Annotated in this window: 10 protein-coding genes; 6 read left to right on the plus strand and 4 right to left on the minus strand. The window is 55.4% G+C overall.

Annotated features, from left to right (window positions below):
- The first annotated feature begins 319 nt into the window (after positions 1 to 319).
- Positions 320 to 1,693: an NAD-dependent succinate-semialdehyde dehydrogenase gene (locus ACMV5I_RS28430; protein ID WP_262185486.1), complete on the plus strand. Its 1,374-nt coding sequence runs from the start codon at positions 320 to 322 to the stop codon at positions 1,691 to 1,693.
- 44 nt (positions 1,694 to 1,737) lie between these two features.
- Here the strand turns inward: ACMV5I_RS28430 and ACMV5I_RS28435 are convergent, their stop codons facing one another.
- The 4 genes from ACMV5I_RS28435 to ACMV5I_RS28450 form a co-directional block, all read right to left on the minus strand.
- Entirely contained in the window at positions 1,738 to 2,916 is a 1,179-nt protein-coding gene (locus tag ACMV5I_RS28435; RefSeq protein WP_202670821.1) for a MalY/PatB family protein, read from the minus strand.
- Positions 2,903 to 4,351: a Na+/H+ antiporter NhaC gene (gene nhaC / locus ACMV5I_RS28440; protein ID WP_121606259.1), complete on the minus strand. Its 1,449-nt coding sequence runs from the start codon at positions 4,349 to 4,351 to the stop codon at positions 2,903 to 2,905. The genes ACMV5I_RS28435 and nhaC overlap by 14 nt, the downstream gene beginning before the upstream one ends.
- A gap of 142 nt (positions 4,352 to 4,493) precedes the next feature.
- Complete coding sequence (locus ACMV5I_RS28445) at positions 4,494 to 5,498, minus strand: LacI family DNA-binding transcriptional regulator (RefSeq protein WP_121606258.1); 1,005 nt, start codon at positions 5,496 to 5,498, stop codon at positions 4,494 to 4,496.
- 136 nt (positions 5,499 to 5,634) lie between these two features.
- The gene (locus ACMV5I_RS28450) at positions 5,635 to 6,225 is read right to left on the minus strand and encodes a Yip1 family protein (RefSeq protein ID WP_121606257.1); all 591 of its coding nucleotides are present in this window, start codon (positions 6,223 to 6,225) and stop codon (positions 5,635 to 5,637) included.
- Between the two features lie 207 nt (positions 6,226 to 6,432).
- On the opposite strand from ACMV5I_RS28450, the gene ACMV5I_RS28455 reads away from it, so the two are divergent.
- The 5 genes from ACMV5I_RS28455 to ACMV5I_RS28475 all read left to right on the plus strand — a co-directional run bounded on the left by ACMV5I_RS28455 (position 6,433) and on the right by ACMV5I_RS28475 (position 10,447).
- Positions 6,433 to 6,900, plus strand: coding sequence for an acyltransferase (locus ACMV5I_RS28455; protein ID WP_024485763.1), 468 nt, complete (start codon positions 6,433 to 6,435; stop codon positions 6,898 to 6,900).
- Positions 6,901 to 7,443, plus strand: coding sequence for a GNAT family N-acetyltransferase (locus ACMV5I_RS28460; protein WP_414825853.1), 543 nt, complete (start codon positions 6,901 to 6,903; stop codon positions 7,441 to 7,443).
- 79 nt (positions 7,444 to 7,522) lie between these two features.
- The gene (locus tag ACMV5I_RS28465) at positions 7,523 to 8,356 is read left to right on the plus strand and encodes a DUF1460 domain-containing protein (protein WP_121606255.1); all 834 of its coding nucleotides are present in this window, start codon (positions 7,523 to 7,525) and stop codon (positions 8,354 to 8,356) included.
- A gap of 118 nt (positions 8,357 to 8,474) precedes the next feature.
- Positions 8,475 to 9,287 carry a MetQ/NlpA family lipoprotein gene (locus tag ACMV5I_RS28470; RefSeq protein WP_024485766.1) on the plus strand — a complete coding sequence of 271 codons (813 nt, stop codon included), beginning with the start codon at positions 8,475 to 8,477 and terminating at the stop codon, positions 9,285 to 9,287.
- A 134-nt stretch (positions 9,288 to 9,421) separates the two neighbouring features.
- Complete coding sequence (locus tag ACMV5I_RS28475; RefSeq protein WP_202809582.1) at positions 9,422 to 10,447, plus strand: MerR family transcriptional regulator; 1,026 nt, start codon at positions 9,422 to 9,424, stop codon at positions 10,445 to 10,447.
- Positions 10,448 to 10,582 lie beyond the last annotated feature (135 nt).

Genomic DNA, 10,582 nt, shown 5'->3' on the forward strand with positions numbered 1-10,582 from the left:
TGAGAGACAGACCGGGAATAGTGAGACGGATGAATATAGTTAACATGCTGAAAAAGTTAGGGAATGAGTACAGTAATATGGTCATGGGATGCTGACCATATTACTGGGGATCACTCAGCCCACAGGGTGAGGGAGCTGGTAGAGCTTGCCCTTTTGGGAGCAAAGGATCATCTCAGCACACTCGTATTAAGCCTCTGTATGCGGGGCACTGGCGCACGATCGCCCTTTATGCACCTCCTTCGCAGCCCTGTCGTCTAGACTTAACGTTCTGAATAAGGCGTCTGTCAGGCGTCAACATGAGCGACGAAAGGAGCACTTCATGCCATACCAGACAGTAAACCCCTTTAACAATCAGCTGATTAAAGAATATACCCCGCATAACGACGATCAGGTGGAGCTGGCGCTGGCCCAAGCCGATGCGCTGTATCACTCCGACTGGGCCAAGGGTGAAATCATCCAGCGCTTACCCGTGTTGCATAAGCTGGCCGATCTGATGGAGAGCCGGGTAGAGGAACTGGCGAACATTGCCAGCGTTGAGATGGGTAAGCTGATCGAGCAAAGCCGTGGCGAAGTAAAACTGTGTGCCCAGATAGCCCGTTACTACGCCAATAATGCGCAAAAATTCCTGGCCCCGGTAAGCTATGAGTCCAGCCTGGGTGAGGCCTGGGTCGAGCATCATCCCATCGGGGTGTTGATGGCGGTCGAGCCTTGGAACTTTCCTTTCTACCAACTGATGCGCGTACTCGCCCCTAACCTGGCGGCCGGGAACCCGGTAGTGGTCAAGCATGCCAGCATCGTGCCGCACTGCGCTGAAGCGTTCGAGAAGCTGGTGCATGAGGCTGGAGCGCCCAAAGGGGCCTATACCAACCTGTATATTTCCCAGGATCAGGTGGCCAACATCATCGCCGACGATCGGGTGCAAGGTGTGGCGCTGACCGGTTCTGAAAAAGCAGGCAGCATCGTGGCAGCTCAGGCGGCCAAGAAGCTGAAAAAGGCCACGCTAGAACTGGGGGGTAACGACGTTTTCGTCGTGCTCGACGATTGCGATCTTGAGAAGGCTGTCAAAGTGGGTGCAGAGGCACGGCTCAACAATGCCGGGCAGGTCTGTACCGCCGCCAAGCGTTTTATCGTGCAGGAGAAAGTGGCGAAGGCCTTCCTGCAACAGCTCACCGAGCATTTCAAAAATGTGAAAATGGGCGATCCGCTGGATGAAACCACCACTTTAGGGCCGCTATCCTCCAAGTCGGCCCTGGAAGGGCTGATCGAGCAGGTCAATGACGCGGTGAAACAAGGAGCCAAACTACACCTGGGCGGCAAGGCGTTACAGCACGAAGGCAACTTCTTTGAACCCACCATTCTCACGCATATCAGCCGCGATAATCCGGCCTATTTCACCGAGTTCTTCGGCCCGGTGGCGCAGGTCTATGTGGTGAGCGATGACGAGGAGATCGTCAAACTGGCCAATGACTCCCACTACGGGCTAGGCGGGGCCATCTTCAGTACTGATATTGAACGAGCCAAAAAGCTGGCCTCACGCATTGAAACCGGCATGGTGTATATCAACTCCTTGACCGATACCGCACCTGAGCTGCCGTTTGGTGGTGTGAAACGTTCCGGCTTTGGCCGTGAACTGTCAGATCTGGGGATTAAGGAGTTTGTGAACCAGAAACTGGTGGTGGTTAGCCATAGCTGAGGTTTTATACTGGAGGGGCGCAGCATGCTGCGCCCACTATAAAATCAATCGGTTAGTTTAGCCAACCCTGCGACGGCCATTTCAAGATAGGCGCGCGGGCAACCCAGATTGATGCGGATAAAACCCTGCCCCTGCTCGCCAAATCCGCAGCCCATCGAAGGCGCAATCTTGGCCTGTTGGCGCATGGCTAGCTGCAAAGCTTCATCATCCAACCCCAACGCACGGCAATCCAGCCAGGCCAGATAAGTGCCTTGTGCTGACATCATCCGGCACCAGGGAGCCGCCTGCTCCAACGCCTGTGCAAACCAGCGCCGGTTCTCGGCCAAATAAGCCAACAAGGCATCAAGCCACGGGCCGCCCTGCTGGTAAGCCGCCGTCGCCGCCGTCATGGCAAGCGCGTTGAAAACGTCTAGCCCGTGCGCATTGAGCCGTTCGACAAATTGCTCACGCAGCGCCGTATTCGGGATCAGGAAATTGGAGATGCGTAGCGACGACAACCCAAAGGTTTTACTGGCAGAGGTGGCCACAATCACCCTATCGTGCCACTGCGGCCCCAGGTGTAACACTGAGGTAAAGTGCTCATCTGGCAGGATCAAATCCGCCCAGATCTCATCAGAGATCACCGTCACCCCGTGTTGCTGGCATAGCGTCAGCAATTGCGTCAGCTCCTGCCGGTTCCAGCAGCGGCCGGTTGGGTTATGCGGATTGCACAACACCAGCAACGGCGGCTTCTCCCGCTGCAACAGCTCGGCCAACTGGGTAAAGTCAAAGCGATACTCCCCTTCCCGCTCCTGCAGTGGGTTCTCTAGTACCCGCCGACCATTGAGGGTGATCACCTTCTTAAAGGAGCCATAATAAGGCCCCTGCACCACGACACCCTCACCGGGTTGGCTGAGCATCTGGATCAGCAGCGCAATCCCCGGCACAACCCCTTCGATCGAGGTAAACCATTGCCGTTCCAGCAGAAGTTGGTGGCGTTGGGCAAACCACTCAATCGCAGCCCGGTAGTAATCCTCATCGCGTTCGCTATAGCCAAATACGCCATGATCGACACGCGTATGCAGCGCCTGCTGCACTGCAGGCGGGCAAGGAAAGTCAAAGTCTGATACCCACATCGGCAACAGATCGGTTTCATGCAATTGCAGATAATGCCCCATGAAATCCCATTTTACCGAGCTGGTATGGTGGCGATCGACTACCTGGTTGAAATCAGGCTGTTTCATTTGGCATCTCCTGTTGTTGAGCCTCTGGCGTCACTCTGGCGATGCCAAAACCGGTAAAACCGTAAATCAAAGCGAAGAAGACCGCCGCGTAACACTGCACCGCCCAAGGCAGCAGATCCAGCGTGTTAACTCCCAACGTTGTCGCCATGTAAACACCGGCCGCCGTCCAGGGAATGAGGGGTTCAATCACCGTACCGGCATCTTCGATGGTGCGCGACAGGTTGGTGTTGTCCAAGCCCATGCGGCGATAGGCGTCCTTATACAGCTCTGCCGGAATGAGCAGCGCCAGCTTGCCATCGCTGGTCGCTCCGGTGACCAGGATGGTAGTCCCGACCGTGGCGGCAATCAGTTGGCCCGTGGTATGCACTACTTTCAGCAACCGGTTGATAATCACCGTCAGCGCACCGGTCAAGGTCAGTGCACCAGCAAACGAGAAGGCACACAGTACCAGCAGGATGGTGCTCATCATTGAGAACATGCCACCCCGGTTAAGCAAGCGCGGAACATCGGCGATCACGCCGCTGATGTCATGCCCGCGTTCAGCAAACATCGATAGGTTAAAGCCGTCCATCAGCGCGTTCAGACCCTGTTTCAGGCTAAAGCCCTGCATCACCACGGCGAGGCCGATCGCTAGCACACAGGCCGCCAGCATGACCGGGATCACCGGCCGTTTGGTCACCGCTCCCCACAGCACCAGCACCGGTGGCAGGATCAGCAACAGGTTGAAATGGTATAGGCTTTCCAACCCAATAATGATGTCAGTGACCCGCTGTGGCGTAGCAACCGTTCCCACCACGCTGCTATGACCGGCGATCAGGTAAACGGTGGCTGCCAGCACAAAGCTGGGCAGTGTGGTGTACATCAGGTGTTTGATATGCGCATAGAGATCGGTTTCGGCCACGATAGCGGCAAAGTTGGTCGAATCCGACAGCGGAGAGATTTTATCGCCGAAATAGGCACCGGAAACCACCGCGCCCGCCGCCGCCGCCAACGGCACATCCAGCCCCGCGGCAACGCCCATCAGTGCTACACCGACGGTACCCGCAGACCCCCATGAGGTGCCGGTACAGACGGAAATCACGCTGGTGAGGAAGAAGGCTGCGATCAGAATATATTGCGGACTGATCACTTTCAGCCCCCAGTACACCATGTAAGGAATAGTGCCGCTGATCATCCAGGTGCCAATCAGACCGCCGACGCAGATCAGGATCATGATCACCGGCATGGCCTTCGCCAGTTTGCTGACGATCGAGTTGATAATGTCATCCCAGCTATAGCCCTGCCACAGTGCCAGCCCGGCAGCAACGGCCGCTGAAAGCAGTAACAGCGGTTCAATACGTAATTCCCATACCCCATAGCCGACGATCAACAGCGTCAGCATGGCAACGATTGGCAGCAAAGCCAGCCAAAGGTTGAGCGTTTTTTTACCATCCATAGGTCACCCCGAGTTGTTATTGATGTGCCGCTAGCGTAGTGAATCCTGATTTACCGGGGTGTGAGCTAGCGCCTCAAGCCATGTAACCGCTTTCATGGCGGGTAACTTTGTGATGTAGATCTCAGAACAACCTCTGGACAAGCTATTCCTGCCAGCGAGTGACCGAGTCACGCAGCACCAGTTCAGCGCTAAACATGTTATTTTGCGGCGGTAACCCTTGCTGTTGCTGACTCAACAGCGCCAGCTTGGCTGCCCGTTTGGCCATACGCTCGATGGGATAATGCAGGGTGCTTAACGCCGGATAGAGATAACGCGCCAGCACCACATCATCAAAGCCGATAATCGACAGTTGCTCCGGCAAGGGGATTTGCCTCTGGTGCAAGGCTCGCATCATGCCGGCGGCCATCACGTCATTAAACGTCACTGCGGCCGTAAAGTGATGACGGCTGGAAAGTATCTGCTCTGCGGCCAATTCTCCCCCCTCTTCATCAAAGGACACGCTGATCACCCATTCCCCCGGAACGTCGATCCCCGCCTGTGCCATCGCATTGCGATAGCCCTGTAAACGCTGCTTGCGATCGTCGATGGGTAAATCGGCGGTCACACAGGCAATGCGCCGATGCCCCTGTTGCAGCAAATATTCGGTCGAGGCCTGAGCCGCACTGACGTTATCCAACCACACGCAACGGTTCGCAATGGCAGGAAAGTAGCGATTGATAATCACTAAACCGGGGGTATGAGCAGCATAGCGCAGTACATCGGCATCGCTCATGCGGGTGACGTGGGCGACAATCGCCTCACAGCCCTGATTAATCAGAAAATCCAACCCGGCCTTTTCGCGCTCCGCCTGGTGCCCACCGCTGCACACCATCAGCTTGGCCCCTTCTTTGCGGGTCACCTCTTCCACCCCACGCGCTAGGCGCGAGAAAAAGGGATCGGCCAGATTGCCGGTCAGCAATCCCAGCATGTTGCCACTGCGTTTGGCTAACGCCAGCGCCGCCGCGTTGCGGTGGTAATTGAACTCGCGCATCGCTTTTTCGACACGCTCGCGGGTAACCGGCTCAACATAGGCGGTATTGTTAATCACCCGAGAGACCGTCGCAGCGGAAACCCCGGCTCGCTGCGCCACCTCTTTCATTGTCGCCATCAATTATTCCAGTCGGTATCATTTAATAAGTTGATAATAAGCAGGCGGGAACAACAAATCCAGATGGGCGAGTTCAGCTCCTTTAAACAAAAGCCCCCCATACCGCAGGGTATGAGGGGCAACAATCACGCTAACTTCAGAATAACCAGGAACCGTACCCCCACAGCAGTACTGTCAGCCCAAGTAGCAGCTCAAGCAACAGAATGCCCATAGCCAATGTCGAGCTGGAGAAGATAAACCCTTCTTTACGATCGATATTCAGGAAATGCGGAATGCCGAGATACAGCAGATAGCCGGAATAAGCCAGGCCGATAATCCCGACGAACAGGCACAGCCAAACCACCGGGTACAGCGCCACTAATCCGCTGAGGAACATCGGAGTCGCCACATAGCCCGCAAAGACCATACATAGGTGCAGGCTTGGCCGTGACTCATAACGCCGCGCCATCCAGTGGATCACCTTGCCCATGATCGCCACGCCAGCCAGCATCAACAGATAAAACGCCACGGCGGTGTAGAAAGCGGTGAACATATCCAGGCGGATTGCCTGCCCTTGACCAGAGAGCCAGCCCAACTGCGTGGTACCGATAAACGCGCTGACCACCGGTATCAACGCCATTAGCAGCACGTGGTGGGTATACAGGTGCGAGACGGATTCATTCTCGCTTTTGATCTGTTTCAACTCGACATTGGGATGGGCCAGCAGACCCCAGACATGATTGACCATGAGACACCTCCTCATTTCGCCGCCAACCGCGATCGGCGAACGGAAAACACACCACTGGCGGTTCAGACACCGCGCAAGGGTTGCGGCTATCAGGCTCTCTGCCCTGTATCAATTATAGTCTTTGGTTGAAAAAACGTACGCTGTCAGCGGCCTGTGGGTTACTCTGCACTATAATCAATATGTTGCGTTACTTGATGGAGGGAGACCATGACAACCAAGATCCGCACCCGCCAAAGCGGGATTAATAATGTGCAGGCCGGACAGAACGTGATGGTGATCGAGCCCAGCAACCTGTATGGCTGCCAGTTGGGGGACGACGTGTTTGTCGGCCCGTTTGTCGAGATCCAAAAGAACGTCTGCGTGGGCGCGCGCAGCAAGATCCAGTCGCATAGCTTTATCTGTGAATACGTGACCTTGGGCGAAGATTGCTTTATTGGCCACGGCGTGATGTTTGCCAACGATCTGTTCAAAGGGGGCACCCCAAATGCCGACCCGGCAAGCTGGGGGCACACGCGGCTCGGCAACCGGGTTTCTGTGGGTTCTGGCGCCACCATACTGGCCGTGGAAATCTGCGATGACGTGGTGATTGGTGCTGGTGCAGTAGTCAGCAAGAGCATCACCCGAAAAGGCATTTATGCGGGCAACCCCGCCAGGCTGCTAAGGGAGCTGGAATAATTGCATCAGGCGATCGGCATCGAAATCATCAGAGAACTCCCCTTCGGTTACCTGGAATACGGTGATTTTTCCTTTGCCGTCTCCTGTTACGCCCAGCCCTGTTTTGATAAGCCGGTCGAACTGTGGCCAACCCAGCCGGTGGCTCCTTTCAATAAAGTCTACCCGCTGGCCCCGTTCCTCAATGACGATGGGGAGACCTTCCTCGCTCGTTACCAAGGGGAAGCCGTAGGGCATATCACACTCAGCAAAAACTGGAACGACTATACGCTGATCGAGGAGATTGCCGTTAGCCGCCACGCTCGCCGCAAAGGCATAGCCACAGCGCTATTGGATGCCGCACGTCATTGGGCACGGGAGCAGGACACCGCCGGGCTGATGCTGGAAACCCAAAACAATAATCTGACTGCCTGCAGCTGCTATCAGCGTTATGGCTTTGTGCTCGGTGGCATCGATCATTTACTCTATCGTGGCCAACCGGACATTGCCGATCATGAGATCGCGCTGTTCTGGTATCTGCCGTTCAATAATGAAGTGGGCTATTGATTTACCGCTTTTTGGGTGACGCTGGGTTTACCTTGCGCACGCCATACTGGCCGAACCAATGATCGCTTGGGAGAGAGGGATGCGTGGCTTGGCCCTAATAATATTGTGTACGACGCTGATGGGTTGCAGCGGTAAACAACCGGCCAAAATCCCGGTAGAATCACTACCGCAACAGGTGAAACCTCTGACAATGGCGATAGTAATGGACGATTACACAGTGAACAAACTGCAGGCAGCGCTGGCTCTGCATGCGGCGGTGCCGGATATCGATAAAGGGCGGGCCATCGAGCTGCTCTCACAGACTTTCCTGGAAACCCCTTACGTAGCCAACCGGCTGATCGGTTCCGCCACCACTGCGGAACAATTGGTGATCGATTTCCGTGGGGTGGATTGCTTTACCTATCTGGATTACGTGCAGGCGCTCAGAACCGCCACCAGCGAAAACGAATTCGTCGAAAATGTGATTCAGACGCGCTATATCAATGGTGACGTCAGTTTCCAGCAGCGCAAGCATTTCTTCACCGACTGGGCGCACACCCGCCAGATCCTTGCCGACGACGTCACCGCACAACTCAGCCCGCATGCCGTCACCGTGGTCAAACAGCTCAACCGCAAAGCGGATGGCGAACTCTATCTGCCCGGCATCGCGGTCACCGAGCGCAGCGTGACCTATATCCCCAGCGAATTTATTGATGAGCAGGTGATTAGCCAATTACAGACCGGCGACTATATCGGCATCTATACCAAGCTGGCTGGGCTGGACGTTACCCATACCGGCTTCTTTATCATGACCCAAAATGGGCCGGTGCTGCGCCATGCTTCCTCACGCCCGGAAAACCACAAAGTGATGGACTCGGCGTTTGCCAGCTATGTGCTGAATACGCCGGGCATCGTGGTGTTAAGGCCGCGCTGATCGCCGTGTTATGAGCTATAAGAAATTGTGCTTAACCAGGATTTGACTTGGCTACGGCCATAGGTTTAGCTGTTGGCACAACACTGACCGATCTTATTGTTTTTACAGGGAGTCACTCATGGCAATTGTTTGGCGCTGCACCGCCTTGGCCGCAGCATTAGCAGCAACGTTGTTATTACAAGGGTGCGATCAGAAGGTCGATCAAAACCATATCAAGGTTGGCGTCATTAACGGCGCCGAGCAGGACGTGGCAGAGGTCGCCAAACGGGTGGCCAAAGAGAAATATGGCCTGGACGTGGAGCTGATTGGCTTTAGCGGTTCGTTGCTGCCCAATGATGCCACCGACAAAGGCGAACTGGATGCCAACGTATTCCAGCACCGCCCCTTCCTGGAACAGCAAAATAAAGATCACGGCTACAAACTGGTGGTGGTAGGCAATACCTTTGTGTTCCCCATGGCTGGCTATTCGAAAAAGATCAAATCGCTGTCAGAGTTGCAGGACGGCGCGGTAATTGCCATCCCGAACGATCCTACCAACCTGGGCCGCGCCCTGTTGCTGTTGAAAAAGGTTGGGCTGATCGAACTCAAGCAGGGCAAAGGCCTGCTGCCAACCTCGCTGGATATCAGTGCCAACCCGCACAATTACCAGATTATGGAACTGGAAGGTGCGCAACTGCCCCAGGTATTGGACGATCCTAAAGTCGCGGTGGCAGTGATCAGCACCACCTACATCAACCAGATTGGCCTGACGCCGACCAAAGACGGGATTTTTATCGAGGATAAAGATTCGCCGTACACCAATATCGTGGTGGCGCGCGAAGATAATAAAGATGCGCTGAACGTGCAGAACTTCGTGAAAGCCTACGAGTCCGATGAAGTCGCCAAAGCGGCAGAGAAGATCTTCAACGGCGGTGCCGTCAAAGGCTGGTAACTTCCCCGCGATCTTGTTGCAGGTGCCGGTTGTTGGTGCCTGCAACGCGTCACAAAAATTCCCCCATCTCCCTGCTTGACCCTCACGTAACGTCAGGCTGTAGTATCTCAGCTCACACCAGGGAGATAACCAGCATGTTACTGAAAGTCGGCGAACTGGCCCGCCGTTCGGGCATCACCATAAGAACCTTACATTATTACCACAGCATTGGGCTGCTGGTTCCCTCTGCACGTTCCGATGCCGGGTATCGCCTCTACAATCGGGAAGATATTACTCGCCTGCACCATATTCAAGCCTTGCGGCGAATGGGAGTCGCACTGGCAGAAATCGACTCGATTCTGGCGCACTCGGGGCTGGCGTTACCAGCGGTTATTGAACAGCAAATTGCCATGCTCGATCGGCAGCTGACACAGATAACCACGCTGCGCAGTCGCTTACAGCATATGCACGCCCAATTGACCCAAGGCAGTGAACCCGAACTGAATGATTGGCTGATCACGTTGGAGATGATGACCATGTACGATAAATACTTTACCGCCGACGAACTGGCGCAGTTGCCGTTCTATCAGGCCGACGAAGCGCGTCATCGGGAATGGCAGGAGATGGTGAGCACGGTACAAGAGCTGATGAACGATGGGGCAAGTGCCGAAGATCCGTGTGCTCAGGCTATTGCGCGCCGCTGGATGTGCACGCTGGAGCGTGATACCGCAGGCAATCCGGCATTTCTGACCCGTCTCAACGCCATGCACGCCGATGAGCCTTCGATGCGCGCACAAACGGGGATCACACCGGCAATGACCGATTACATCACCCGTGCCTTTGCCGAAACCAAGCTGGCGATCTATCAAAAATACCTGTCTGATACCGAATATGCCTATGTCCGCGCTCACTATTTTGATCGCATTCAGGAATGGCCAGCGCTCATTGCCCAATTCCAGCAAGCGATGCAGCAGGAGGTTGCACCTGCATCGACACAGGCTAAACAGTTGGCGGCCCTTTGGCTGGAGCTGTTCCAGTCCTATGCCAGTGACAATCCAGCCACCCAAATGAAGATCCGCCAGGCAATGGAGCAAGAGCCGACCTTGACCGAGGGTACCTGGCTCACTCCGGCGCTGTTGGACTATCTGCGCCAGTGCGTCACGCAACTGATGCGGGGGTAACCTGTGTGCCCTCACCCCAACCCTTATGTCTTGATCTTCTCCGCCTTAGCGGAGAAGATCCCCGACTGATCATCGGGAGATAGCCGGTGAGCTCCCCCTAACCCTAGTGCCTATGAGCCCGTGGGAGAGATTGTG

The organism is Serratia sp. T13T92 (assembly GCF_047530105.1).
Taxonomy (GTDB): domain Bacteria; phylum Pseudomonadota; class Gammaproteobacteria; order Enterobacterales; family Enterobacteriaceae; genus Chania; species Chania fonticola.

Bases quoted from the DNA above. Each gene is read 5' to 3' on its own strand.
- ACMV5I_RS28430 (WP_262185486.1), top strand. From the start codon at position 320: ATGCCATACCAGACAGTAAACCCCTTTAACAATCAGCTGATTAAAGAA.
- ACMV5I_RS28435 (WP_202670821.1), bottom strand. From the start codon at position 2,916: ATGAAACAGCCTGATTTCAACCAGGTAGTCGATCGCCACCATACCAGC.
- nhaC (WP_121606259.1), bottom strand. From the start codon at position 4,351: ATGGATGGTAAAAAAACGCTCAACCTTTGGCTGGCTTTGCTGCCAATC.
- ACMV5I_RS28445 (WP_121606258.1), bottom strand. From the start codon at position 5,498: ATGGCGACAATGAAAGAGGTGGCGCAGCGAGCCGGGGTTTCCGCTGCG.
- ACMV5I_RS28450 (WP_121606257.1), bottom strand. From the start codon at position 6,225: ATGGTCAATCATGTCTGGGGTCTGCTGGCCCATCCCAATGTCGAGTTG.
- ACMV5I_RS28455 (WP_024485763.1), top strand. From the start codon at position 6,433: ATGACAACCAAGATCCGCACCCGCCAAAGCGGGATTAATAATGTGCAG.
- ACMV5I_RS28465 (WP_121606255.1), top strand. From the start codon at position 7,523: ATGCGTGGCTTGGCCCTAATAATATTGTGTACGACGCTGATGGGTTGC.
- ACMV5I_RS28470 (WP_024485766.1), top strand. From the start codon at position 8,475: ATGGCAATTGTTTGGCGCTGCACCGCCTTGGCCGCAGCATTAGCAGCA.
- ACMV5I_RS28475 (WP_202809582.1), top strand. From the start codon at position 9,422: ATGTTACTGAAAGTCGGCGAACTGGCCCGCCGTTCGGGCATCACCATA.